The 24,410-nt window shown below is 71.8% G+C and carries 17 protein-coding genes and 3 pseudogenes; 5 read left to right on the forward strand and 15 right to left on the reverse strand.

Annotation, left to right across the window (positions count from 1 at the left end):
* Nucleotides 1-64: 64 nt before the first annotated feature.
* From ABEB13_RS38570 to ABEB13_RS38585, 4 genes are read right to left on the reverse strand one after another with little or no spacing between them, the layout of a single operon-like run.
* Nucleotides 65-712, reverse strand: a complete 648-nt coding sequence (locus ABEB13_RS38570; RefSeq protein ID WP_345709269.1) for a DUF624 domain-containing protein — start codon at nt 710-712, stop codon at nt 65-67.
* A gap of 5 nt (nt 713-717) precedes the next feature.
* Nucleotides 718-1,614, reverse strand: a complete 897-nt coding sequence (locus ABEB13_RS38575) for a carbohydrate ABC transporter permease (protein WP_345709270.1) — start codon at nt 1,612-1,614, stop codon at nt 718-720.
* Nucleotides 1,611-2,582, reverse strand: coding sequence for a carbohydrate ABC transporter permease (locus ABEB13_RS38580; protein WP_345709271.1), 972 nt, complete (start codon nt 2,580-2,582; stop codon nt 1,611-1,613). Before ABEB13_RS38580 ends, ABEB13_RS38575 begins: the two co-directional genes overlap by 4 nt.
* A gap of 40 nt (nt 2,583-2,622) precedes the next feature.
* Nucleotides 2,623-3,942 (reverse strand): ABC transporter substrate-binding protein, encoded by a 1,320-nt coding sequence (locus ABEB13_RS38585; protein WP_345709272.1) that lies wholly within the window; start codon nt 3,940-3,942, stop codon nt 2,623-2,625.
* A 1,595-nt stretch (nt 3,943-5,537) separates the two neighbouring features.
* Between ABEB13_RS38585 and ABEB13_RS38590 the strand changes: the two genes are divergently transcribed.
* Nucleotides 5,538-8,021, forward strand: coding sequence for a polysaccharide lyase family 4 protein (locus ABEB13_RS38590; protein ID WP_345709273.1), 2,484 nt, complete (start codon nt 5,538-5,540; stop codon nt 8,019-8,021).
* Nucleotides 8,022-8,115: 94 nt separating this feature from the next.
* Here ABEB13_RS38590 and ABEB13_RS38595 read toward each other — a convergent pair whose 3' ends face one another.
* The 6 genes and pseudogenes from ABEB13_RS38595 to ABEB13_RS38620 all read right to left on the reverse strand — a co-directional run bounded on the left by ABEB13_RS38595 (nt 8,116) and on the right by ABEB13_RS38620 (nt 15,160).
* The gene (locus tag ABEB13_RS38595; protein WP_345709274.1) at nt 8,116-8,997 is read right to left on the reverse strand and encodes a geranyl diphosphate 2-C-methyltransferase; all 882 of its coding nucleotides are present in this window, start codon (nt 8,995-8,997) and stop codon (nt 8,116-8,118) included.
* Between the two features lie 14 nt (nt 8,998-9,011).
* Nucleotides 9,012-10,324: pseudogene (locus ABEB13_RS38600) on the reverse strand (family 2 encapsulin nanocompartment cargo protein terpene cyclase).
* 367 nt (nt 10,325-10,691) lie between these two features.
* Nucleotides 10,692-12,104 carry a family 2B encapsulin nanocompartment shell protein gene (locus tag ABEB13_RS38605; RefSeq protein ID WP_345709275.1) on the reverse strand — a complete coding sequence of 471 codons (1,413 nt, stop codon included), beginning with the start codon at nt 12,102-12,104 and terminating at the stop codon, nt 10,692-10,694.
* Nucleotides 12,105-12,414: 310 nt separating this feature from the next.
* On the reverse strand, nt 12,415-13,179 hold the full coding sequence (locus ABEB13_RS38610; protein ID WP_345709276.1) for a YcnI family copper-binding membrane protein: 765 nt from the start codon (nt 13,177-13,179) through the stop codon (nt 12,415-12,417).
* 199 nt (nt 13,180-13,378) lie between these two features.
* Nucleotides 13,379-14,248 (reverse strand): hypothetical protein, encoded by an 870-nt coding sequence (locus ABEB13_RS38615; RefSeq protein WP_345709277.1) that lies wholly within the window; start codon nt 14,246-14,248, stop codon nt 13,379-13,381.
* 240 nt (nt 14,249-14,488) lie between these two features.
* Complete coding sequence (locus ABEB13_RS38620; RefSeq protein ID WP_345709278.1) at nt 14,489-15,160, reverse strand: hypothetical protein; 672 nt, start codon at nt 15,158-15,160, stop codon at nt 14,489-14,491.
* 974 nt (nt 15,161-16,134) lie between these two features.
* On the opposite strand from ABEB13_RS38620, the gene ABEB13_RS38630 reads away from it, so the two are divergent.
* Nucleotides 16,135-18,495 (forward strand): chitobiase/beta-hexosaminidase C-terminal domain-containing protein, encoded by a 2,361-nt coding sequence (locus tag ABEB13_RS38630; RefSeq protein WP_380230426.1) that lies wholly within the window; start codon nt 16,135-16,137, stop codon nt 18,493-18,495.
* Between the two features lie 221 nt (nt 18,496-18,716).
* On the forward strand, nt 18,717-19,247 hold the full coding sequence (locus tag ABEB13_RS38635; RefSeq protein WP_345709279.1) for a ferritin-like domain-containing protein: 531 nt from the start codon (nt 18,717-18,719) through the stop codon (nt 19,245-19,247).
* 78 nt (nt 19,248-19,325) lie between these two features.
* Here ABEB13_RS38635 and ABEB13_RS38640 read toward each other — a convergent pair whose 3' ends face one another.
* From ABEB13_RS38640 to ABEB13_RS38655, 4 genes and pseudogenes are all read right to left on the reverse strand, one after another.
* A complete protein-coding gene (locus tag ABEB13_RS38640; RefSeq protein WP_345709280.1) occupies nt 19,326-20,231 on the reverse strand; it encodes a lytic polysaccharide monooxygenase auxiliary activity family 9 protein in 906 nt (301 codons plus the stop codon).
* Nucleotides 20,232-20,583: 352 nt separating this feature from the next.
* On the reverse strand, nt 20,584-21,162 hold the full coding sequence (locus ABEB13_RS38645; protein ID WP_345709974.1) for a Rossmann-fold NAD(P)-binding domain-containing protein: 579 nt from the start codon (nt 21,160-21,162) through the stop codon (nt 20,584-20,586).
* A 78-nt stretch (nt 21,163-21,240) separates the two neighbouring features.
* Nucleotides 21,241-21,909, reverse strand: a pseudogene (locus ABEB13_RS38650) (TetR/AcrR family transcriptional regulator); the annotation flags it as partial.
* A gap of 166 nt (nt 21,910-22,075) precedes the next feature.
* On the reverse strand, nt 22,076-22,282 hold the full coding sequence (locus ABEB13_RS38655) for a cold-shock protein (protein ID WP_345709281.1): 207 nt from the start codon (nt 22,280-22,282) through the stop codon (nt 22,076-22,078).
* 722 nt (nt 22,283-23,004) lie between these two features.
* On the opposite strand from ABEB13_RS38655, the gene ABEB13_RS38660 reads away from it, so the two are divergent.
* Nucleotides 23,005-23,241 (forward strand): hypothetical protein, encoded by a 237-nt coding sequence (locus ABEB13_RS38660; protein ID WP_345709282.1) that lies wholly within the window; start codon nt 23,005-23,007, stop codon nt 23,239-23,241.
* A gap of 250 nt (nt 23,242-23,491) precedes the next feature.
* Here ABEB13_RS38660 and ABEB13_RS38665 read toward each other — a convergent pair.
* A pseudogene (locus tag ABEB13_RS38665) lies at nt 23,492-23,862 on the reverse strand (IS5/IS1182 family transposase); the annotation flags it as partial.
* Nucleotides 23,863-23,921: 59 nt separating this feature from the next.
* Between ABEB13_RS38665 and ABEB13_RS38670 the strand changes: the two are divergent.
* Entirely contained in the window at nt 23,922-24,317 is a 396-nt protein-coding gene (locus ABEB13_RS38670) for a hypothetical protein (RefSeq protein ID WP_345709283.1), read from the forward strand.
* Nucleotides 24,318-24,410: the final 93 nt, after the last annotated feature.

Here is a 24,410-nt window from a genome sequence, read left to right on the forward strand (position 1 = left end):
GCGGGCCCACGGGCGGTGGCCTCGCGGGCGGGTTTGTGGAGCACCGGCAGACGGGTCGGGCGGCTCAGGCGTCGCCGCCGGCCGGCCGGAGCCGCCCGTTGCGGGCGACGACCGCCGAGACCGCGAAGGCCAGCGGACCGGCCATGAAAGCGGCGAACGCCGGCACCACCGCGATGAGCACCCCGGTGAAGGCCAGGGCCGTGACGGCCAGCGGCAGGGTGGACAGCACCGCCCTGACCTGCCCGGCCGCCATGCGGACCGCGGCCCGCCAGGAGACCCGGGAGGCCGCCCGGCAGCCGACGGCCAGCAGGGCGAACCCGACGGCCGCGGTACCCAGCAGGACCAGCGCGCCGGCCTCCGCCCGGTACCCGGGCATTCGCGCGTCCAGCACCACCGCGGTCTCGAACCGGACCAGGGCGACGACCGCCAGGAGCACGCACTCCAGCACCAGCCCCGCCGCCAGGTCGCGGCGGACCACCCGGGCGAAGGTGCGCAGCAGCGGCGGCTCCCGCCTGCGGTGCCAGTCCGCGACGATCTCGGATGCGGCGCACCAGGAGGCGCCGGCCGTGACCACGGGCAGGGCGAAGAGCAGGAACAGCGCCCCCACGGCCATGGTCTCGGCCGCGGTGCGCACCTGCTCCGCCCGCTCGGGGCCGAGCGCCACCTGGGCCCGCCGGCGGGCCCCGGGCGTGCCCGGGCGGTGCTGCGCCACCGGCCTCATCCCTTCAGTCCGCTCGACGTCGCGCCGTCCACCAGGAGCCGCTGGAAGGCGAGGAAGAACAGGAAGACCGGGAGGAGGGCGAGGATCGACATCGCCATCATGGGACCGTAGGACGTCATGGTCGTCTGGTCGACGAAGAGCGAAAGCCCGATCGGTACCGTGAAGTTGGCGGTGTCGTTGAGGTAGACGAGCTGGGTGAAGAAGTCGTTCCACGTCCAGATGAAGCTGAAGATGGCACTGGTGATCAGCGCGGGGCGGGTCAGCGGCAGCAGGACGTGGAAGAACGTCCGGTAGGGCCCGCAGCCGTCCATCCGGGCCGCCTCGTCGATCTCCCGCGGCACACCGCGCATGAACTGGACCATCAGGAAGATGAAGAACGCCTCGGTGGCCAGGAACTTCGGCGCGATGATCGGCAGGTCGGTGTTGATCCAGCCGAACTGCTTGAAGATCGCGTACTGCGGCACGATCAGCACGTGGTACGGGAGCAGGATCGTGACCACCATGGCGCCGAACAGGACGGAGCGGCCCCGGAACTGCAGCCGGCTGAACGCGTACGCGGCCAGCGAGCAGGAGGCCAGCGTGCCGACCACCGCGCAGACCGAGATGATCAGCGAGTTCGTGAAGAACCGGCCGAAGGTGACACTCGGGTTGGCGTGCCAGCCATCGGGGAAGTTCTGCGTCGTCCAGTGCAGCGGCCACGGCCGATTGGACGTCACGATCTCCGTCGCCGGCTTGAACGAGGTGCCGAGCATCCAGATGACGGGGTACACCACCACCAGCACGATGACGACGACCGTCGCGTGCCAGAGCAGTGTCCGGCCGGTGCCGCGCCGGCGCGGGCGGCGAGCGGCGGTCAGCGGCCCCGGTGCGGCCGCCAGGATCGGGTCGCTCATCGGTTCCCTCCATCCCCGTAGAAGACCCACACCCGGGAGAGCCGGAACATCAGCGCGGTGAGCACCGCGACCGTCGCCAGCAGGACCCAGGCCATGGCCGAGGCGTAGCCGAACTGGAAGTCCGTGAAGCCCTTCTGGTACAGGTACAGCGTGTAGAACAGCGTCGAGTCCGCCGGGCCGCCGGTGCCGCCGCTGATCACGAACGCGGGCGTGAACGCCTGGAAGGAGTTGATGGTCTCCAGCAGCACGTTGAAGAAGATGACCGGCGACAGGAGCGGCAGCGTGATGTGCCGGAACCGAGCCCACCGACGGGCCCCGTCGATGTCCGCCGCGTCGTACAGCTCCGAGGGGATCTGCTTGAGCCCCGCCATGAAGATCACCATCGGTGCACCGAACTGCCAGCAGGCCAGCAGGATGATGGCCGGCAGCGCCCAGGTCGGGTCGTTGATGAAGTCGGCATTCGGAAGGCCCAGCGAGCCGAGTCCGTTGCTGACGGCGCCGCCCTGGGAGAACAGCGACCGCCAGACCAGGGCCACGGCCACGCTGCTGCCCAGCAGCGACGGCAGGTAGAACAGCGAGCGGTACAGGCCGATGCCCCGCCGGCGGCGGTTGAGCAGCATCGCCACGCCCAGGGCGAGCCCGAGCTTGACCGGGGTCACCACGACCACGTAGGTCAGGGTGACCCGCACCGCGTGGAAGAAGCGGGGGTCGGCCGTGAACATCTGATGGAAGTTCGCGAAGCCGACCCAGCGCGGCGACTGGAGCAGGTTGTAGTCGGTGAACGAGAGGTAGAGCGAATACACCAGCGGTCCGAGGGTGAAGACCGCGAGCCCCGCGAACCAGGGCAGCAGGAAGACGTAGCCGGCGGTGCGATCGGCGAAGCCCCGCCTCGGTGTGGTGCGTTGTTCCTTCTGGGCCGGGGTCGGCGTCGCCGATGCCGACCGGCCGAGTGCGGCGGTCGTACTCACCAGCTTCCTCCTTCTGTCGGGGCGTCGTGGGGGCGGGCGGTCAGCCGGCCAGGATCTGCTGGGCCTGCTGCATGAACGACTTCGCACCCTGGGCGGGGCTCTGCTGGTCGAAGCTGACTGCTCCGTAGATCCGCTGCATCAGCGTCAGCAGCTGGCCGTCGCCCTTCGGCGGCGCGGAGGGCGTGGCGCTCAGCAGCGTGGCGCTCGCCGCCTCGAAGTCGGACACCACCTTGTTGTTCCCGGTGGCCGAGGCGGCCTGCTGCTTGCGCACCTCCACGTTGGGGAACATGCCCCGGCTGCTGCCCAGCGCGCCCGCCGCCTGCGGGTCGTTCACCAGGAAGGAGAGCAGCTTCGCCGCCTCCTTGGGGTGCTTGGAGCCGGCGTACACCGACAGCAGCATGGACGGCTTGGCGTACATGCCGGTCCGACCGTTGACGGTCGGCAGCGGCACCAGCGTCAGGGTGTCCTTGGTGGCGGCCACGTGGCTGGCGAAGATGCTGTCGTAGTCCCATTCGGCCGCCGCCGTGCCCTTGGCCAGCGGGTCCTCCGCCGGGCCGGCCGTGAGGGTCGCCGTGACGTTCGCCGGGGTCGCCGCGCCGGACTTGCGCAGTCCGGTGCAGAAGGCCCAGAAGTCGGTGAGGTCGGCCTCGGTGAAGCCGAGCTTGCCGTCGGGGGCATACAGCGGCTTGCCGTGCTGGACGAGCCAGGACTGGAAGGCCGGCCAGGTGCTGCCCGGGTCGCTGATGCCCGCGACCTTGCCCGCCGACGCGTCGTGCACCTGCTTCGCGAACGCCGCCAGGTCGTCCCACGTCCAGCCGGCCTTGGGCACGTCCACGCCGAGGGACTTCAGCTTGGCCTCGTTCACCACGAACCCCTGGGTGGCCTGCCCGAACGGGATCGCGACCTGCTTGGAGCCGTCCTTGCCGCTCCCGACGAACTTGGCGTCCAGGCCGGAGATGTCGACCGTGCCCGACCCGGTGGCGAGGTCCAGCAGCGTGCTGCTCTTGGCGTACTGGCTCTGGTTGCCCCAGTCGATCTGCATCAGGTCGGGCGCGCCGCCACCGGCGATCTGGGTGGCCAGCTTCTGGTTGTACGGGCCGAAGGTGGCGTACTGGGTGGTCACCGTGATGCCCGGGTTCGCCTTCTCGAAGAGGGCGATGGCGTCCTGGGTGGCCTTGGCCCGGGAGGCGTCACCCCACCAGGAGAACGACAGCTTCACGGCGCCGCCGGCCCCGTCGGACCCGCTGGAGCCGCTGCCGCACGCGGTGAGCGAGAGGGACGCGGCGACGGTGACGGCCACGGCGGCGGCCCGGAAGGTGCGGCTGCGGCGCGGGCCGGCGGTGCGGGCACGGGATCTCATGGACGGAACTCCTCTGGGTGGGAAGGGCGAGGGGGTGGGCGCGGTCGGGCCGACGGGCGGGCCCGCGTCGCCCGGATGCGGGCGGTCCGGGCCCGTGCGGGCCTTCGTGGCGAGCGGCCGACGACGCGCCGGGGTTGCGAGCGGGAGAGGGGGCGGGGGAGAGCCGGGGAGAAGGGGAGCGGGGGGAACGATGCGGGCGGTCGGCGCGAGCGGACCGGCTCCGCGTCGACGGGCTCGGGCGCCCCGTGGCGTGGTGCGGTGATGCGTCGTCCGGTCGGGGGAGAGGGGTGCAGCGGTCCGACGTTCGTGCCGGAGGCGGTCGGCCGGGGAGCCCGGCGCGGCCTACGTCCCCGCAGCGCCGCGCTGCGTCGGGCGGCGGACGCCTAACGCCTCGACCGCGGGGCCGATCCTGCCCGCGGCGGGCACCCCGGCCCGCTCGGCCGCGACAGACTTCCTTCCGAGGGCGGGCAGGTGCGGCCGCTCCGCGATCCGACGGTGCGTCCGGCCGGGGCGGTCCGCCAGGGGCACCTCGGCACAGCCGAGTCCGTACCGGCGGTCCGCGTCGAGCATCAGCGGTGCGTCCGAGTCGGCGTGGCACCAGCACGGAGGGCCCGGGCCGGCACCGCAACGGCGGTGATCCGCTGGGCAACATCGGCCAGCATCGGGCCTCCTTCTCAGATCAATGCCGTTCGTGGACCCGGCCGCCATGGGATGGGACGCTACGGCGCCCCCGTCGAGGGCGTCAAGGGATTGGCTGAAACGATTTTTTGAGGGTTCAGGGCGGCCCACGCACACACTGCAGTCCGTCCCGCGGTATCCCGTCCGACTCGGCCCGACCTGCACTCTGACCGGCCGGTGGACCCGAGCGGAGCGGAGCTGCCGGACGGCGTCGCGGGCCGTCGAGGACCGTTGTCGGGGCCACGTCGGAAACGTCTCTCGAGACCATCGCATGAATCGATGCAGGATCGGTCGCTCCGACGGACCGACGGCCGGGACCGCCATCCGGCGGCCGCATTCATGTCGGCCGGGCCGGCCGCCGCCCGATGCGGGCTCGGTGCGGCCCGGCAGGCGCGGAGGGGAGGCCGCAGGGCCGCGTCGTCGGCGAGGCCGGCCGTGTCGACCGGCTTGCCGACGCCGGGCGGCGGCACTCCGCGGCCGAGCTCACTTGATCCGTTTCAATTCCGTTCAGTCCGTCCGCCGAATGGCCGCCGCCACGGACTCGGGCCGCCGGAGGCTGTCCTTCGTCCGCCGGAGGTGCCGCCCTCGTGTCTTCGCGCCTCTGCCGCGGAGCCCGCCGACCTCCCGGCCAGGCTGTGTGACCTGCCATGTTGGGTGTACACCAGCCGAGCCGGAGGCCCGCCGCGGCGTGCGCCGCCGTCTGCGGCACCGATCCGGGCCGTGGAGGCGTTCTTGCGCCGCGCCCCTTCCCAACCGCGTACCCACTCGCTAGCTTGGTCGCCGGAAAGCGCTTGCCACGTTTCAATCGCATGCTCGGCGATCGTGGCAAGGGCATGCCCCGCGCTCGCCGGAGCGCCCACCCGGGGCCGATTCCCCCGCTTTCACCCGGCCATCGCCGCGCAGCACGAGGAGCCCTGATGAACTCCCAAGAAAGCCCGCTGAGCCGTCGTTCCGCCCTGGGCCTCATAGGCGCCGGAGCCGCAGCGGCCGTGTGGGGCGGTGAGACCACCGCCGCTGCCGAGAGCGCCCCCGGCGCGGAACGGGCGGCGGGAGGCCACGCCGCACCCGGCCACCCCGGGGTGCGGTTGCTGCTGAACGGCAGCCCCGCGGCGGTCGGCACCTACGCCTTCCCCACCGAGGTGGACGAAGTGGTGCTGGACAACGGCCTGGCGCGTTTCACCTTCGGCCGTGACGACGCCGCCGGAGGCGTCGTCACCGGCTGGGCCGACGTGTCCATCACCGCGACCTCGGTGGTCGTGGACGGCACCGAGCTGGCGCACAACCTCAACGGCGTCGACCCGCGCGACCCCGACCGGCACCACTCCTTCTACGTGGACGCGGCCGGCGGCAAGTCCCGGCTCGTCTGCGGTGAGATCAGGGTGCTGAGGGTCACGCCGGACCTGGTCGAGGTGGCGTTCGCCGACGTCACCAGCGAGCCGCTGCGGCACGAGCACCACCTGATCATGCGGTCGGGCAAGCGCGGCCTGTACGGCTACAACATCCTCAGCGCCACCGCGGCCACCACCATCAACGAAGTCCGGATGAACACCCGCTGGGACCGCGGCATCCTCGACCACTGCTACAACTGGGAGCGCGGCAAGGGCCAGCAGCCCACCTACGCCTACCTCGCCACCCAGCAGAGCGTCGGGGACGAGACCTGGAAGGTGGACGGTCTCAACAACCCGAACCTGCCGTCGCCGGAGAGCAACGCGGGCGGCACCGGCCCCGGCGATGTCTACACCAAGTACGACTGGAGCCTCTACCACTACGAGAACCCGATGTTCGGGCACTACGGCAACGGCTTCGGCGTGTGGTTCACACCGCTGGAGGGCGTCTCGGACCAGACCCTGGCCGGCTTCTACGGTGTGGGCCCGCAGCGTCAGGACCTGGCCATCCACCAGGACGCCCTGATCCTCAACTACTTCTCGCCCAACCACTACGGGCTGCCGGCCTACCCGCTGCCCGCGGGCTACCGCCGCCTGTACGGGCCCTGGTTCAACCACATCACGGCCGGCGACCCGCAGGACCCGGACGCGATGATCGCGGACGCGGCCCGGACGGCCCGTCAGGAGATCGAGGAGAACCGCGCGGGGGCCGGCTGGGTCAGCGACCCGCTGTACCCGACGCGCGCCGAGCGCACCACCGTCACCGGCCGCGTCCGCATCACCGACGGGCGCCCTGCCGGCGGCCTCTGGGTCCTGCTCAGCACCCAGGACGTCGACGACGTCTACACCATCCACGAGCCGACCTACTTCGTGCGGACCGGCGAGGACGGGTCCTTCTCGATCCCGGGGATCCCGCCGGCGCGGGTGCCCGGCACCACCGACCCGGGCACCTACACGCTGTACGTCTTCGCCGCGGACGGCTCGGTCACCGACCAGTACAAGAAGACGGGCATCACCGTCGAGGGCCGCGGGCACCACCTCGGCACCCTCACCTGGACGCCCGTCCAGCGCTCCACGTTCCTGTGGCAGATCGGCCGGGCCGACCGCACCGGCGGGGAGTTCGCGCTGGCCACCCGGTCGCCCGCCCGGCCCAGCCCCCGCGACTACTTCAAGCCCACCCTGGTGCCCGCCGACCTGTCCTTCACCGTCGGCCAGGACTGGGAGCCCGAGGCCTGGTACTACGCGCAGGTCAACCCCGGTACCTGGACGGTCCACTTCCCGCTCGACCGGCCGCTGGACGGCACCGCGTACCTGACGGTGTCCTCGTCCATGCAGGCGGGCAGCCGGCCCACCGTGACGGTCAACGGCACGTCGGCCGGGATCGTCGGCTCGCTCCCCAACAACAACGACTCCACCATCGGGCGCCAGGCGGACCGCAGCGGATACCCGCGGCTGGGTCTGCTGACCTTCCCGGCCTCGCTGCTCGTCCCGGGGGACAACACCATCGCCTTCACCCGCGGCGGTACGCCGCCGGCCGCCGGTGTGCCGTCCTCCGGCGGATTCGGCTGGGACACGATCGTCCTGGAGGTGGACGGCGCGGTGGCGGCCCGGCCCGCCGGCCTCAGCGGGCGGGTGACCCACCTCGGTACGTCCCGAGGCACGAGCACCTGGCAGGTCGAGATCCGCAACGACGGCTCGGGCCCCGCCAACGACGTGCGGCTGGATGCCGTCCGCTGGTCGGACGGCAGTGACGGCAGTGACGGCAGGGACGGCAGGGACGGCAGGGACGGCAGGGACGGCAGGGACGGCAGGGACGACCTCCCGACCGTGGTCGGTGCCGACCCCAACGCCTTCCCCGTCCCCGTCGCCGCCTCGATCCCGCCGGGCGGCACCGCGACGGCGACGGTCCGGATCGGCGGAGGCCGGTCGCACGGTCGCTCCGACCAGGTCGAGCTGGGCTTCCACGCCAACGGCGGCCGGGTCCGCGGGACGGCGGTGGGCCGGCCCGGGCGGTAGTGCGGAACCTGCGGGCGGTTGCCGGGCACGCCCGTCGGGAGCCGCCGTCGGTGCCGACGGCCGGGCACGGATGCGGTCCGTGCCCGGCCGGGGTTCAGACGCGGTCGGCCGCGATCAGCAGGTACTGGAACGAGCCGTCCTTGTAGGAGTTGATGAACGCCTCCTCGATACCGGTGACCAGCGAGGACGTGGCCCGCAGCTCCCAGTACGGCAGGGTCGCCGGGGTCAGGTCGATGACGGCCTGCGGCACGAGCCGGTTGTCGGCCATGGCCCGCATGTACTCCCGGCGGGAGTGGATGTTGCACTCGAAGTGCGCGTTGATCTGGGAGACCCACTTCGAGGGCTGGCCGTAACGGGGGTTCCAGCAGCCGGTGATGGTCACGTAGCGACCGCCGACGCCGAGGACCCGCGAGTGTTCGGCGAAGAGGTCGTCCAGGTCGACGTACATGCTCGACTCGTTGTTCCACGAAGCCGCGGCCTGCCCGGTCTCGAAGGGCATGGCGAGCATGTTGCAGACCCGGGCGCGAACGGAGTCGTCGATGCCCAGTTCGTGGGCGCGCCGGTTGGCGAAGTCGGCCTGCTTGGCCGACAGGGTGACACCCTCGACCTTGCAGCCGAAACGCTGGTGGGCCATCACCATCGATCCGCCGCGGCCGCAGCCGGCGTCCACGAGCGTGCTGTCGCGCCCGATGGACCCGAGGTGGTCGAGAAGGACCTCGGCCTGCGCCGACTCCAGGCGGTGCAGCTCGGCGATCAGCTTCTTCTCGTATGTGCTGTCCTCGGTGTCGCCGAGGGCGGCGTGGTCGATGTCACCGATGCCGTAGTGGTGGTGGTAGAGGCCGTCGACGTCGCCCAGGCGCAGGTTCACGGGCCGGGCCTCGTGGTCCCAGTAGCGGGCGATGTCGCCCTGGTAGGGCGTCGCCGGGGAAGGGATGAACGCCGGGGCGACGGTGGCGGTGAGGTCGGTGTTGGTCACAGGTGAATCCGTTCTTACCAGAAATCGGGCAGGGTGTAGCGATAGGTGTTGGTCCGGTGCCAGTAGTGGTTGCCGTCGACCCACACGGCCACGCCCCGCAGGAAGCGGAGCACGTCGGGGGCCGGGCAGCCGGCGGCAAGCTCGGCGGCTTCGGCCTCGAAGGCGCGCATCAGGTCGTTGTGGACCTCGACGGCCTTCAGGTAGGCGTCGCGGACGGAGCAGCCCTCGCGTTCGGCGATCACCACCGGCAGGTTCAGGTGCCGGCCGGGACTGGCGAGTTCCTTGGTGTACGAGTACAGGTCGTTGACGATGGTGGTGGCGTTCCCGGCGAGCGCGATGACCCGCTGCATGGCGGGCTGCGCGTGGATGTCCGCCGGGAGTTCGTAGCCGCCGACGGTGTCGGTGATGGTGGGGCAGGGGCGGAAGTTGTTGAACTGACGCATCGACAGGTACTCCCACACCTCCGGGACGTGGTCCGTCTCGGCCCAGGCCGCCTCCGCGAGGTACCCCAGGTGCAGCCGGGCCATGTCGTGCCGGTACCGGTCGGCCTGCGACGGGCTGGCCTCCTGGACGAAGTACTGCATGGCCGAGCGGTAGGCCCGCCGTGGCGCGTCGGCCTGGAGCGATGCCGCCCAGTCCGGCTGGTACTCGGTCGTCGTGTGGAGCGGGTCGAGAGCGGTGTGCGCCAGCAGCAGGCGGCCGCCGAGCCCGACGGGCGAGCCGCCGTGGTCCTCGCAGTAGACGTCGTCGAGGGCGTTCTCCGCCGCCATCAGCCGCGTGGCGATCATCAGATGGTCGACCGTGGGGGCATCGGGATGGCAGGCGACCATGTAACGCCCCAGGGAGAACCCGTCGAACTGGTCCTCCCAGTCCGGGGGAACAGCTCGACCTCGTCCACCGCCCAGGCCTTGATCCGCCGGCCGACCTCCTCCACCCGCACGGGGTCGGGCTCGGGAACCGGGTGGTGGTAGAGCCCCGGGACGGGACGGCCCGCCGCCGGTTCGGCGGGTGCTGACGGTTCCTCCTGACGGGCGAAGTACAGCCCCGCCGTGCCCAGGCCGCTGGGACCGCGCAGGATCCGCTTCAGGATCTCCGGGCTGTGCGGAATCTCCGGCCGGTGCGGCATCTCCGGTACCTGCGGCGCGACTTCCGCGGCCGGAGTGCTGCCCGGGGCCTGCAGGGCGGTCGGAGCGGGAGGGAGGAGGGACGGCGGTCCGGGCAGGCGGCCGCCCCCGGTGCCGGTGCCGCGCCCGTGAGCGGGGGCCCCCGGGTGGGCGGCGGCGGCCGGCAGGCTCGGCTGCACGGGGGGAGGCGCAGGAACGGGCATCCGTGGCTCCTAGCTGAAAGTGTCGGGACGTCCCGGATCCGGGCATGCCGGGTCGGGCCGGGGGAGTGTTCTGCGGTGGTTGCCGTCAGGTCGGCCCGATGGACGTACCGCGGGCGGCATGGCGGCAGGCCGGGGGCGTCGGGCGCCATACGGTTGCGTCCGGCGCGCCCGGCCGGTCCGGGGCAGCGCACGCCGTGGGCCCGGCCGGCAGGGACCGGGTGAGGGTGCCGACCGCGCCGGGGTCCGCCGGGCCGTTCGGGTCGCGCCGACCTGCGGCGCCGGGCGCCCGGCACGTGGCCGGGCGTCGCGCGGGGTGGCGGGACCTGTACGACAGGCCCTGGCTGCGCCGGTGCTGGCTGTTCCGCTGCTAGCTGTGCCGGTGGCCGATCTGGACGTTCTCCAGGACGCCGAGCGCGTCGGGGACCAGGATCGCCGCGGAGTAGTACGTGCTGACGAGGTAGGAGATGATCGAGCGTTCGTCGATGCCCATGAACCGCACCGACAGGCCCGGCTCGTACTCCTCCGCCAGGCCGGTCTGGCGGAGACCGATGACGCCCTGCTTGTCCTCGCCCGTGCGCATGGCGAGGATCGAGGTGGTGTTCTCCTTGGTGATGGGGATCTTGCTGCAGGGCAGGATCGGGACTCCGCGCCAGGCCGGGACCTGCTGTCCGCCGAGGTCGACGTGGTCCGGGTAGAGCCCGTAGGCGTTGAACTCGCGGCCGATGGCTGCGATCGCCCGGGGATGGGCGAGGAAGAACCGGGTGCCGCGCCGGCGGCAGAGCAGGTCGTCGAGGTCGTCCGGGGTCGGCGCACCGGAGTGGGTCTGGATCCGCTGCTTGAAGGAGGCGTTGTGGAGCAGGCCGAACTCGCGGTTGTTGATGAGCTCGTACTCCTGGCGTTCGCGCAGCGCCTCGATGGTGAGCCGGAGTTGCTCCTCGGTCTGGTTCATCGGCTCGTTGTAGAGGTCGGCGACCCTCGTGTGGACCCGCAGGACGGTCTGGGCGATCGACAGCTCGTACTCGCGCGGGTTGAGTTCGTAGTCGACGAACGCGCCGGGCAGCCGGGCTTCGCCGGTGTGGCCGGCCGACATCGCGATCTCGGCCTCGCCGTGCTTGTTCTGCCGCTGGAGCGGAATCGCGGTGAACCGCTCGACGTGGGAGCGGAGTTGCGGCGCCGAGGACAGCACGGCATCGAAGTCGGCGCGGGCGAGGGTGAGCAGGGTGCCGGCGGTCTCGGCCGTGGTGGTGCAGTCCCACGTCGCATCGGCGTCCAGCAGAGCGCTCTCGCCGAAGTGGTCGCCGTCGGCCAGCACCGCGACGGCGACGGCTTCGCCGTAGCGGCCCACCGAGGACTGGCTGACCCGGCCGTGGGCGATCAGGTGGATCCGCTCGGCGGGAGCGCCGCGCTCGGCCAGCACCTCGCCCGCCCGGAAGTCGCGCTGGACGCAGCGGCCGGCGAGCGCGGTCAGCACGGCCTCGTCCTCGAAGCCGCGCAGGACGGCGAGTTCACCGAGTTCGCGGGGGATCACCCGGACGTGTGGGCCGTCCTGGACGAACTCGACGCGCCCGTCCCCGACGGTGTAGGTCAGCCGCCGGTTCACCCGGTAGGTGCCGCCCTTGGTCTCCACCCAGGGGAGCATCCGCAGCAGCCAGCGGGAGGTGATCTCCTGCATCTGCGGTACGGACTTGGTGGTGGTGGCAAGGTTGCGCGCAGCCGCCGTGCCCAGGCTGCTCTGCCCGGTCGGCTCCGACTGCATGTGCTGACTGGTGTCCACCGTCATCGGGCAGGCACTCCTTCATAAGAGCGGTAACCGGTCCACGTCCACGTCCTGTGCGACCGGGAGCTGGGCAACGGGATGCCCGCGTCCTGCGCGACATCCGCTCTTCCCCGCAAGCAAGCTAGTCGTCGGTACCGCCGGATGGCCTGCTGAGCCGCTGGTTTTACCCCGATGCGGTGATCTTGCCCGATCGAGTGTTTGACGGCAGATTTCTCGGTGATCGGCTGGTGGCGCGCCGAACCTGGCCGCTCGCCGGTGGGCCCGGTGGGCCCGGTGGGGCCGGTGCGAAAGGTGTCCGCACCGGCCCCGGACGTCAGGCCGCAGTGCCGGGCCCTCCGGTGTTCCGGCTGCGACGGCCGAGTGCGAAGGCCGCCGCTGCGCCGACCACGCCGACCACGATGCCCGCAACGCCGAGGCCCCGCGCGGTGGAGTCGCTGCTCGCGCTCCCGGCCGTCGTGCCGCCCGCTCCGGCCGGTGCGCTCGGCGCGGCGGGGGCCGGCTTGGCGCTCGCGGCGTCGTCGGAGGCGTTCGCGGCGGTCAGCCGGAGCACCGGGGCAGGGTGCTCGGGCTCGGGCTGGCCGTCCTTGGGCTCCTCGATCCAGCGGACGACGCTCCCGTCGTCGTAGGTCTGCAGAGCCTTGAAGACCACCTTGTCGGTGCCGTCCGGCAGTGCGCCGAAGTCGACGGTGAAGTCCTGGAAGTGACCAGGGGTGATCCGGCCGCCCGTCCACACGATCTGCGACACCACATCGGTGATGTCGCCGTCGTCGGTGTGGATCGGGGCGGCGAGCCTGGTGGTTCGGATCTGGTCCGTCCAGCCGGGAACCGGCGCGACCATGGCGGAGGCGATCGGGTGGTCGGTCGGGAAGTCGATCTCGACCTTCACCGTGCCGGCCTTCTCGTTCTCGTCGGGCACCCGGAAGGCGAAGGTCTGGTCGGTGGCGTCCTTGGCGACGCTGGACGGCTGGACGGTGACGTGCGCGGAGGCCGGCCCGGCGAGGGTCAGCAGGGCCGCGGCTGCGAGGGCGGTGGTCGCGGCGACGCGGCGCGCGCGGGTGGTCGGGCGGATGTTCGTCAAGGGTGTGGTCTCCGTACGGGAGCGGGCACGCTCGCGCGGGCACCGGAGCACGCCGCCGCCTCCCCGGCGCGGACGGCGGGGACGGGTCGGCACGGGCGCCGGTGCACGGCGGGTGGCCGAAAGGTGATCAGGACCGTCGTACGGCCGCCACCGACCGGAACAGGGCGCACCGCGGTCGCGGGTGCGCACCGCCGTCCGGTCAGGCAGCGGCCACGGCCGGCGGGCCGCGCCTGATCACGCAGTGCCGGAGCAGCGCCGACGAGGGACCGCACCGCGGTCGGATGCTTGGCGCACCGCGCCCCGTGGAGGCCGCTCCCGCGGTCGGGAGGCCGTCCATGAGGGCGGCGAACAGGGCGAGAAAGGTCCGCAGCGGTGCTGCCCAGGCCCGCGCGGTGTCCGAGGCGGCCTCGGCGGTGCCACGGACCAGCCGCCACACGGCGGCCTCGCCCCGGCGCAGCCACCAGCCCGCCGCGACGGTGGCGACCAGGTGGCCGGTGAGCATGGCGGGACTCAGGCCCAGGAAGGCCGCGTGACACCAGAACGCCGCGTGGCACCAGAACGCCGCGTGCGCGGCGGCTGCCGTGGCGGAGTGCGGGTCGAGCGCGGCGCGGGCGGTGAGGTGAGTAGCGCCCGACCCCGGCCGGCCGCTGCCGACCCCGGCCATGCCGGGCATGTCGGCCATGCCGGGCATGTCGACCATGCCGGGCATTCCCGTCATATCGGCCGTTCCGCCCAGGGTGGGCCGGTCGGCCGTGCCCGCCCTGGGCGGCAGGTTCAGGGACTGTGCGGCGTGGAAGAGCGAGTGCAGACCCAGTTGGGCGGCTGCGAGACCGCCGGCGATCGTCGTCAGCGAGCGCTCGCGCCCGGCCCCCACGGTGGCAGCGGCGCCGGTGAGCAGCCAGCCGACCGCGATCGCGCCCAGCGGCACCCGGCTGCCCGAGGTCAGGACGTGGCCCGCCGTGGCCAGCAGGACGCAGACCGTCGCGAACGGCAGAGCCCGGAGCACGCGAAGGTCGAGCGCGGCGGCGCGGGCCGGCACGGGCGCGGACTCGGATCCAGGGGTGGACATGGCGGGCCCATCATGGCATCCCCACCCCCGTGCTCCGCCAGAGCGCACGGCCGCAACGCAGGTCGAGGCGTCCGGTGTCCGGCCTGTCCCACCGCCGGCGCCGTGCTGCGCGGTGGGACGGGCCGCTGGCGGTCCGTCAGGTGACATGCAGGGTGAGGGCGGCGGTGTGCAGGTGCCCGTCGGTCCGGAACTGCAGGTGGACCCGCCAGTTCCCGGGCCTGCCGAGCAGGGCGTAGAAGGTCAGCGTCGGCCCGCCGTGGTCCCCGTCGACCGGGGTGATCGGGTGGAGGTGGGCCAGCGCCTGGTCGTTCTCGTGGAAGGCGCTGAGGTGCGCGTAACTGGCCAGGTACGGCTGGAGATCGGTGACGGGCCGACCGTCCTTGCCGACGGTGGCGGTGAGGGGAAGGCCGTGCCGGCCCTGGCATCGCCCTGGACGGTGACGGTGTAGCCGTCGACCGTGGTGCTGCCGGCCGCGGCGGGCAGTGGCACGGTGGTCGCCGTGCCGGGCACGGCGACGGTGCGGCTGAGGACGAACTCCCGGCCCTTGCGGGGGCCGGTCTCCGGGGTGAACGAGGCGTACAGCCGCCAACTGCCCGGATCGAGAGGGGCCAGGTCGGCGGTCCAGGAGCCGTCGGCAGCCATCGCAGGGTGCAGGTGCTGGTACCCGGTGAGGTCCGAGCGGATCGCGTAGAAGTGCAGCCGCTCGGTCTGGACCGCGGCGAAGGCGGTGACCGGGCGGCCGTCCGGCCCGGTGATGGTGAACGGGTAACGCACCGCTCGCCCGGCCGGCAGGCTGACCGTCGGCGAGTCGAGGCGGTAGCCGTCCTGTTCGGCGGCGAGGCCGTCGCCGGGTGAGGTGGCCGAAGCCCCGGCCGTCGCGGGCACGCCTGCCATGCCTGCCATGCCTGCCATGCCTGCCATGCCGGGCATGGCCGCCACCGTGCGGTCGGGGCCGGGTGCGCCCGCATGCGTGGAGTGCGGCGTGCGCGGGGGCGAGCCGCACGAAGCCAGCACGAGGAGAGAGGTCGCGCCGGCCGCCAGGACGAGGGAACCGAGGCGGAGGAGGCGGTGCCCGCCCCAGCCTCCCGGTCCGCCGCGGCCCGTGGAGAGCCGGCGCGCCCCGAGGGGGCCCGTCTCCGGTTCTCCCACTGTCGGCTTCCTGTCCTCGCTGCGCATGTGCTTCCCGCCCACCGTGCTGTCCTCCGGCCGCTCGGACCGCGATATTCAGGAGATCCGAGAGGTCTGCGCGGATAACGGAAATCGGCGACCGGGGACGAGAAGTCGCCCACGCGGACGGCGCGCGACGCCGGCCGGGAGCCGCGGCCGGTGCCGTGACCCCGCAGGTGAAAGCGCTCTCTCCTCGCCAGGGAGACGTCGTGGGTGGGGGCGTCAAAGTCTGCGGCCGGGGCGGGGTGACCGGACCGCCCATGGGCGCACCCGCATCGATGTCGACGGGTTCGAGAGTCAGATGCCTTGGCTGCCGGGCAACTTGGAGACGTGTCACCGGAGCGCCCATTCTTGTGTTCCCTCTTGGCCGCCCCAGGGGTGGCTGGTACCGTCCTGGGGCTGAGAGCGCTCTCAGCATCGCCTGCTGCTGAGCGCCTTCCACCCCTCCCACCCACCCCACCCATCCTGCTCCCAGGCCTCCCACCGACCGGGCCCGCCGTACCTGACCCGCCCCAACCGGGCCTGGTCGGCGCGCCCCGAGCACGGCTCCTGCCGGGGGCGCCCTCCCGCCGTCAGCTGCCGCCGAACCGCGACCGCACCCATCGAGCAGCGCTCGCCCGTGTCCCGACGCCGACCGAACCCCTGCCGGGGCCGGTCGGTGCCGTCCCGTGTCGTCGCACACCCCCACACCGTGATGAACAGGGAAGGACCACCACCGCATGACGCACCGCAGAAGCCTCCCGCGCGCCGCGCGGCCGCGGCAGGGCGCTCGCCGCGTCCGACTGCTGCTCGCCGTCCTGGCGTTACTGTTCGGCGGGGTCGGCCTGACGTCGGTGGCGGGTACGGCCACCGCCGCGTCCCCCGACTACACCCAGAGCGTGACCGCCACCAGCGCCACCCAGGCGCTGATCTCCTTCACCCCGACCACTCCCGCGCTCTACGTCGACGTCCACTACCTGGTGAACTCGGCCAACCAGCAGAACATCCGCATGGTCAACGGCTCCGGGACGTGGACCTGGACGGTGGGCGGACTCGCCACCGGCAACGTCCTGGACTACTGGTTCACCTACGAGAAGAGCGGCCCGCAGTACGACACGCCGCACTTCGGCTACACGCAGGGCGGCGGCGGCACCGGCGGCCAGGTGGCGCAGCCGGGCTTCAGCCCCGCGGGCGGGCAGTACGCCACGGCGCAGACGGTGACGATCTCCGACGCCACCGCCGGGGCGACGATCCGCTACACCCGTGACGGCTCCACGCCCAACTCCTCCTCCACGGTGTACTCCGGGCCGATCAGCGTCACCGCCAGCAGCACCATCAAGGCCTTCGCCCAGGCGTCGGGCCTCACCGACTCCGCGGTGGCCACGGCGACTTACACCATCGGCGGCACCCAGACCAGCTGCCCGGTGCAGTCGGACACCCCGGACTTCGGTCCCAACGTCCACATCTACGACCCGAGCATGTCCGCCGCCACCATCCAGGCGCAGCTGGACGCCCACTTCAACCAGATGAAGGACACCCAGTCGGCGCAGTTCAGCTCCAACCGGGTGGCCGACCTGTTCAAGCCGGGCACGTACAACGTCAACGACAACGTCGGCTTCTACACGTCCGTGGCGGGCCTCGGCCAGAACCCCGATGACGTGACCATCAACGGCAACGTCACCGTGGACGCCTTCAACGCCTCGGACGCCGGCAACGCCACCCAGAACTTCTGGCGGAGCGCCGAGAACCTCGCCATCAACCCCGGCGGTGGCACGGACCGCTGGGCGGTGGCGCAGGCCGCCCCGTTCCGTCGGATCGACGTGCACGGCAACCTTGCCCTGTACCCGGCCAGTTACGGCTGGGCCAGCGGCGGCTACGTCGCCGACACCAAGGTCAGCGGCCAGATGGCGTCGATCTCGCAGCAGCAGTGGTACACGCGGGACAGCGGCCTCGGCAGCTGGGACGGCGGCGTGTGGAACATGGTCTTCTCCGGCGTTCAGGGCGCCCCGGCCAACACCTTCCCCACCCCGCCGGAGACCGTGCTCGCCACCACCCCGGTCTCCCGGGACGTGCCGTACCTGTACGTCGACAGCTCCAGCCGCTACCGGGTCTTCCTGCCGAGCCTGCGCACCAACGCGACCGGCCCGAGCTGGGCGAGCGGCAGCACCCCCGGCAGCTCACTGCCGATGAGCCAGTTCTACGTCGTCAAGGCCGGTGACACCGCCGCCACCATCAACAACGCCCTCTCCCAGGGCTGCAACCTGTTCGTCACCCCGGGCGTCTACCACCTCAACCAGACGCTCAACGTCACCCGCGCCAACACCGTCGTGCTCGGCATCGGCTACCCGACGTTCGTGCCCGACAACGGCGTCAACGCCATGCAGGTCGCCGACGTGGACGGCGTCCGGCTCAAGGGTCTGCTCTTCGACGCCGGCACCACCAACTCGCAGGCGCTGCTGACCGTCGGCCCGTCCGGCTCCGCAGCGGGCCACGCCGCCAACCCGACCACCGTCCAGGACGTGTTCTTCCGGATCGGCGGCCAGCTCGCCGGCAAGGCCACGAACAGCCTGGTGGTCAACAGCAGCAACACCGTCGTCGACCACATCTGGGCCTGGCGCGCCGACCACGGCAACGCCGGAACGATCGGCTGGACCACCAACACCGCCGACACCGGACTGATCGTCAACGGCAACGACGTACTCGCCACCGGCCTGTTCGTCGAGCACTACCAGAAGTACGAGGTCGTCTGGAACGGCCAGGGCGGTCGCACCATCTTCTTCCAGAACGAGAACCCGTACGACGTGCCCGACCAGGCCTCCTGGAAGAGCTCCGCCTCGGTCAACGGCTATGCCGCCTACAAGGTCGGCAACAACGTCACCAGCCACGAGGCGTGGGGTCTGGGCAGCTACTGCTACTTCAACGTCAATCCCGCGGTGGCCAATTACCACGCCTTCGAGGTGCCCAACAACAGCGGAGTCCGCTTCCACTCGCTGCTGACGGTCTCGCTGAACTACCAGGGCACGATCACGCACGTCATCAACGACACGGGGGCGGTGACGCCCACCGGTACCAGCCCGGTCGACGTGGTCTCGTACCCGTGACCTGACCCGGCGCTCCGCACGTCACGCTGCCGCCCCCGCGCTCCTGCGCGGGGTGGCTCCGCGCCGGCCGCGCGGAGGCCGGGCCCGGGTCGGCGCAGTGCCTGCGGAGGCCGGGCCAGGGTCGCCGGGAGTGTCGGCGGGCGGGGATGATCCGCGGAAAGCCGGGCAGGCGCTGCTCGCCAGCGCGCTGCGCCCGCAGTGCGCCTGCCCCTGGAGGAGCCATGGCCGACTTTCTGACCGATGTCCACACCCTGCGGGCCAAGGCCCGCCAGGAGATCATGAACGGTCCGGTGACCGCCGCCTACGGGGCGGACCTCGCCCGGGTGATCGAGCTCCTGAACACCGCGCTGGCCACCGAGATCGTCTGTACGCTGCGCTACCGGCAACACCATTTCGCCGCCAAGGGGCTGAACTCCGAACCGGTCGCCCAGGAGTTCCTGGAGCACTCCGACGAGGAGCAGCAGCATGCCGACCGGCTGGCGGCCAGGATCGCCCAGCTCGGCGGCACCCCGGACATGGACCCGGCGCGGGTGGCCGGCCGCGCCCATTCCGAGTACGTGCCGGCGACCGGCCTGCAGCAGATGATCGAGGAGAACCTGGTCGCCGAGCGGGTCGCCATCGCCTCCTACACCGAGATGATCGACTGGCTGGGCACGGGCGACCCCACCACCACGCAGGTCCTGAAGGAGATCCTCGCCCGTGAGGAGGAGCACGCGGAGGACATGCTCACCTTCCTGGAGAGCGAGGGCTGAGCGCCTGCTCCTGCCGGGCGGCCGGTCCGGACGCCACTCCGAAGGGCGGGCGTCCGGACCGGCCGAAGGACCGTGCGGCTACACCCGGCCGGCGGTGGTCCGCATCCGGCGGTGCAGGAGGACTCCGGACGCGGCCGCAGCGATCAGGCCCGTGCCCACCACGCCCAGCATGGCCGTGGACGAGGCCGTGTCGGTGGCGTAGGAGACCGGTGCGAGGGCCAGGGCCTGGGCCGGTGCCCCCGCGGCAGCGGCGCCGTGGTCGTGCTGTGTCACCGTGGACAGGCCGGCGTCGGCGGCGAGCTGCTGCTCGGTGGGGGTGCCGGGGGCCTTTGCTGCGAGCGCGGCCGTGGCGGCCCCGCCGAAGTCGACGTCCGAGCAGCCGTAGAACGCCTCGGGGCTGTCCGTCCGCTGCCACACCAGGTAGATCAGCTGGCGTCCGGTGCGGCTGGGCAGGGTGCCGTTGAAGGTGTAGTAGCCGTCGGTGGCGCTCCGCCCGGTGGCGTACACCGCCACCGGGTTCGCCAGGTCGAGGTCGGACCACTTGAGCGGCTGGGTGGGGTCGTAGCCGCTGTTGGTGGCGTAGAGCGTCATGACGCCCTGGTGGGCCGCGGTGACGCGGAAGGTGAACGTGTTGGCGCCCGCCTTGACCGCGGTGGCCGGCCAGTCGGTGCGCGCCATGTCGAGCGCCTTGTACTTGTCGCGGTCGGCCGAGCACAGCTTGCCGTCCGGGATCAGCTGCCGGCTGTTCCCGTTGGCGTTCGCGATGTTGACCTCGTTCCAGTCGTAGAGCGGCTGGGTGCCGCTCATCGCGACGAGGTCCTTGCACACCTGGGACTGGGGGTGCTCGGGGCCCTCCGCGTAGCAGGCGGCGATGCGGCTGGTGGGGCCGTAGAGCGAACCGTGGGCGCCGGCGGTGCCTGCGGCCGTGACCACGACGCCGGCCGTCAGCGCGCCGACGGCCAGGAGTCTGCGGGTCCAGGACATGGTTCTCCTCGGGAGACTTCGGGCCGGTTCGTGGGGGCGGCGCAAAGCCCGGGGAGCGGCGGGCGGACCGGCGTGGACCCGACACGCCGCGAACCGCAAGCGAGCCTAGATTGGCCTATACCAATTGACAAGAGGTCTGCCAGGAAACCCATATGACGATCCGTCGGATGCGCAGGCGCCGCGATGCCGCCGCCGGGTGCTGCCCGACGGCCGGCCCCGCGGGGCGGCCGTACTGTGCGGAGCGGCCCGCGGCCCGGTCGTCAGGGGGAGGCCGGCGCGGGTGCCTGTCCGGGCCCCGCCGCGGCGAGACGGTTGATGTCGGGGTTGCGCAGCACGTCGGGGCCGGCCCCCTTCAGCCGGGTGACGGCGAGCATGGCGCGTCCGACGGCGTCCGTGGTGGTGATGTGGCGGGGAAAGGCGCTCCGCAGGAGGGGTACAGCACCGCGGTGACGCGGTACAGGGTGCGGTACAGCGGAGTGCGCGAGACGGCGCCGCCGACGGGCTGGATGTAGCCGGGGCGGAACATGTACGCGTTCATCGGCAGGGCGAGCAGGTCGTTCTCGGTGCGGCCCTTGATGCGCGCCCACATCAGGCGGCTCGTCCCGGTGCTGTCCGTGCCCTCGCCGGAGACGTAGACGAAGGTCAGCGCGGGGTTCACGGCGGCCAGGGCGCGGGCGGCGGCGAGGGCGTAGTCGTGGGTGACGCGGGTGTACTCCTCTTCACTGCGGCCGACAGCGGAGACGCCCAGGCAGAAGAAACATGCGTCCAGGCCCGCCAACTGGTCCTGGACGGCGCTGTAGTCGGTGAAGTCGCTGTGGAGGATCTGCCGCAGCCGGGGATCCTCCAGCGGGAGCGGGCGGCGGACGACGGCGAGGACCTCGGTCACGGTGTCGTCGAGGAGACAGGCGCGCAGCGCGCCGTGACCGACCATGCCGGACGCTCCGAAGACGATGACGCGCACGGTTGCTCCTGGAGGTGCTGGGGGGTGATCCCGGGGACGGAATTCAGGGGAGGTGCGGGCGAGCGTGCCCGCGGTGAGCGTGGCGAGCACTTCTCGCAGTGCGGTGGCGAAGTCCAGCCGCCATACGGCGAGCTCGGGGTCCGCCGCGTAGGCGGCGAGCATCGCGGGGGACGGCCGGGCATGGGTCCACACGGCGCCGATCACCATGATCACGGATGCGGCCAGCTGTGGTGCCTGCGCGCCCAGTTCGGGCAGGTGGACGCGGGCGAGGGCGGCCAGGTCGTCGAGGTTGGCGAGGGCTGCCCGCTTGTAGCGGGCGGCGACCTCGGGGGAGACGTTGTGCTCCAGTACGCCCGCCTGTGCGCTGAACAGGTCGCACAGCACCCGGTGCCCCACCAGGGAGCCGGTGACGGCAGCGGCGAAGCGCTCGGCCCGTTCGCCCGGCGCCGCCGCCGCATCGACCGCGGCCGCCAGTGCCACCGGCAGCTCGGCCGTCCACTGCTTCCAGGCCCAGTCCAACAGCTCCAGCAGGATCGCCTCGCGGGACTCGAAGTACCGGAGCACGTTCGACTTGGCCAGGCCGACGCGACGGCTCAGCTCGTTGAGAGTGACCGCGCCGACGGGCATCTCGTCGAGCATGGCGGCGGTCACGCCGAGGATCGACCGCCGCCGGAGCTCCCGCTGCTCCTCGCTGCGCGCACGCTGGAAACTCGCCATGCCCCCATATTACAGACCTGCGGTCTTTTGTCATCGGACCGGTGGTCTTTTGTCTTCGGGTCGTGGGGCGTGCGGAATCCCTCGTGCCCGGGGATTTGCGGCAGGCCCGACAACGGCCCCCGGCGAGTCGGGGGCCGGGTCGTGCGGGTGGGGAGGCGGGCCGGGATCAGTCGATCACGACGACGCGTTCGGCCTGCGGGCCCTTGGGGCCCTGGGTGAGGTCGAACTCCACGCGTCCGCCTTCGGGCAGCGACTTGAAGCCGCTGGTCTGGATCGCGGAGAAGTGGACGAACACGTCCGGGCCGCCGCCCTCCTGCTCGATGAAGCCGAAGCCCTTCTCGGCGTTGAACCACTTCACGGTGCCGGTTGCCATCAGTACAGATCCTTCGTCGGGTTCACGGCACCGCGATCGGATGCCGCTCCGGGCCGACGGCTCGGCGGCTGCTGCGGCCGGGCCCGGCCCTGGCGCCCGTCGGCCGCCCGCAGGAGCCGGACCGTGCGAGTGATGCAGGCAGATGCGGCGTCCCGGGAGCGGCGGTCGTTCGCCTGATATCGAGTCTCCGGCAGTCGCCCGTGCGCCGCCCGTGCAGCGGAGCAGGAGGGTCACCCGCCCCACCCGGTTCACGCCCGCCGGAACGGTGTGCGGTCACCTGGCGGAGTCGCGGAGTTGCTGCCAGTCCTGATCGAGCAGGGCCATCCGCACGGCGTCGATCCATTCGCCCACGACTGATCGCCTTGACGTGAGGGCGTGATCCGGTCGGCCGCGGCAGACCCCGTCCTGGCCTCGGGAGCTGCACACGTCAAGGATCGTGTCCTGATCATCAGGTCACGAAGGCGTACTGATGAAGGGGAATCAGAGTGCAACGGCAGACTCGCCGTCATGTCGATCGGGCAGTCCGGACCGCGATGGCCGGGTGCGCGGCCGTCGCCCTCGCCGGCTGCTTCACTGCGGCGAGGGAGCCCGGGAAGCGTACGCCCGGTGCCGCAGCCGGTGCGGTCACCGTGGTGCGCGGGGACAGGGTGTACCCCCTCACGATCAGGATCACGGACTGGCGGATCGGGCTGCATCCGCAGGTCCCGGAGCGGGGAAACGCGGTGCACTTCAGCTACCGCAAGACCGCCACGAGCGCCTTGCCCGAGCTCGACGTGCAAGTTGCCGTGTGCGCAGTGGACGCGGCCGACGTCGTGCTGCTGTGCGGCGTCATCCACGCGCAACAGGCCGATCCCCGGATCGAGGACGGCGACTCCTGGATCGGCCCGGCCGACCTCCCCGCAGCCTGTCCGACACGGCCCGTGTCGTCCTCCTGCCCGACCAACTGCGCCCGGGGCTGAACGCCGATGACCCGAAGGACGGCGACGGTTACGTTCCCCCGCCATCCCGGGCCCGGGCGACCGACTGCGTTCCGCCTGAGGCAGAGACGGTCGACGGCCTCCACGAGCTTTCGCAGGGAAGGACCGGCCCTTCGGCCACGTACCGAGCCGCTGTACGCCTCGCTCGTTCAGACGATCAAAGCGGATGAGTACCGCGGAGTGCGCCTTCGTCTGACCGCGATGCTGGAGGCACGAGAGGTCGTCGGCTGGGCCGGCATCTGGATGTGCGTGGACGACGCCAGGGATCGCACCGTCGCAAGACATGTTCGACGCGGGCGCGGACCTGCTCGTGCCCACGGTTGCGCGCGGCTTGCCACTCTGTGAGCTCGCCGCCGCGTGGCCGGCGGTGGGGGATGACAGCAGGCGGGTGTGGGCGTCGATGACGACCTGGTGGTTGGTGGAGCGCCGATAGTTCTTGGACTGCTCGGCGATCGTGTGGTCACGGATAGGGACAAGGGTGCCGTCGACGATCAGAACGGTGCCCTTGCGGAAGGTTGCCGCGGCTTGAGCGCGAGCAGCGGGCCGATGGTGGTCGATGATGCGGTCAGCCGTCGACTTGGACACCCCGAACAGCGGCGCGAGCAGCCCTGGCCGCTCCGAATCCTGTGGCGACGCCCCCGCTCGGTCTCTACAGTCACCGCATGGCCACCGAAGACGAGCCCCCGCACCGGCTCGACATCGCCGCGATGCTCACCGACCAGACCAGCGCCTGCAAGCCGGCACGCGAGGCCATCGCCGCCGGCGCCGACGTGAGGATCTTGGACAGGGATGTGCCCAAGTGGCAGGTCGCCGGTATCGCCGCAGCAAGGTTGAAGAGGTCCTTGGCCCGTGGCCGGCAAGAGATCATCGGCCTCGACGAGGCCGTGGAGATCCTTGCACGGCACCGCGGTGAGCAACTGCGCACCGGGATCATCGACTCAGCGGACGGGCTCTGGTCCTTCACTCTGTACTTCGACGCCACCGGGACCGAACTCTTGGCGTGCAGCGGTGTCGAGCGCCCTCGGCGGCACAGCGCGAAGGACTCATTCGAGTCCTGAGCTGGTCCGCATCCGGCCTCTGTCCGCCCACCACTACCTGCAGTACCTCAGCTTCGAGGAACAGGCCGAGGCGGCAGGCGTTCTGGCGAGATC

The sequence above is a fragment of the Kitasatospora paranensis genome (assembly GCF_039544005.1).
Taxonomy (GTDB): Bacteria; Actinomycetota; Actinomycetes; order Streptomycetales; family Streptomycetaceae; genus Kitasatospora; species Kitasatospora paranensis.

What these genes read in the sequence shown, in the direction of transcription:
- ABEB13_RS38575 (WP_345709270.1), bottom strand. Translation starts at nt 1,614, where the DNA reads ATGAGCGACCCGATCCTGGCGGCCGCACCGGGGCCGCTGACCGCCGCT.
- ABEB13_RS38585 (WP_345709272.1), bottom strand. Translation starts at nt 3,942, where the DNA reads ATGAGATCCCGTGCCCGCACCGCCGGCCCGCGCCGCAGCCGCACCTTC.
- ABEB13_RS38590 (WP_345709273.1), top strand. Translation starts at nt 5,538, where the DNA reads ATGAACTCCCAAGAAAGCCCGCTGAGCCGTCGTTCCGCCCTGGGCCTC.
- ABEB13_RS38605 (WP_345709275.1), bottom strand. Translation starts at nt 12,104, where the DNA reads ATGACGGTGGACACCAGTCAGCACATGCAGTCGGAGCCGACCGGGCAG.
- ABEB13_RS38615 (WP_345709277.1), bottom strand. Translation starts at nt 14,248, where the DNA reads ATGTCCACCCCTGGATCCGAGTCCGCGCCCGTGCCGGCCCGCGCCGCC.
- ABEB13_RS38620 (WP_345709278.1), bottom strand. Translation starts at nt 15,160, where the DNA reads ATGGCAGGCATGGCAGGCATGGCAGGCGTGCCCGCGACGGCCGGGGCT.
- ABEB13_RS38630 (WP_380230426.1), top strand. Translation starts at nt 16,135, where the DNA reads ATGACGCACCGCAGAAGCCTCCCGCGCGCCGCGCGGCCGCGGCAGGGC.
- ABEB13_RS38635 (WP_345709279.1), top strand. Translation starts at nt 18,717, where the DNA reads ATGGCCGACTTTCTGACCGATGTCCACACCCTGCGGGCCAAGGCCCGC.
- ABEB13_RS38640 (WP_345709280.1), bottom strand. Translation starts at nt 20,231, where the DNA reads ATGTCCTGGACCCGCAGACTCCTGGCCGTCGGCGCGCTGACGGCCGGC.
- ABEB13_RS38645 (WP_345709974.1), bottom strand. Translation starts at nt 21,162, where the DNA reads ATGGTCGGTCACGGCGCGCTGCGCGCCTGTCTCCTCGACGACACCGTG.
- ABEB13_RS38655 (WP_345709281.1), bottom strand. Translation starts at nt 22,282, where the DNA reads ATGGCAACCGGCACCGTGAAGTGGTTCAACGCCGAGAAGGGCTTCGGC.
- ABEB13_RS38670 (WP_345709283.1), top strand. Translation starts at nt 23,922, where the DNA reads ATGGCCACCGAAGACGAGCCCCCGCACCGGCTCGACATCGCCGCGATG.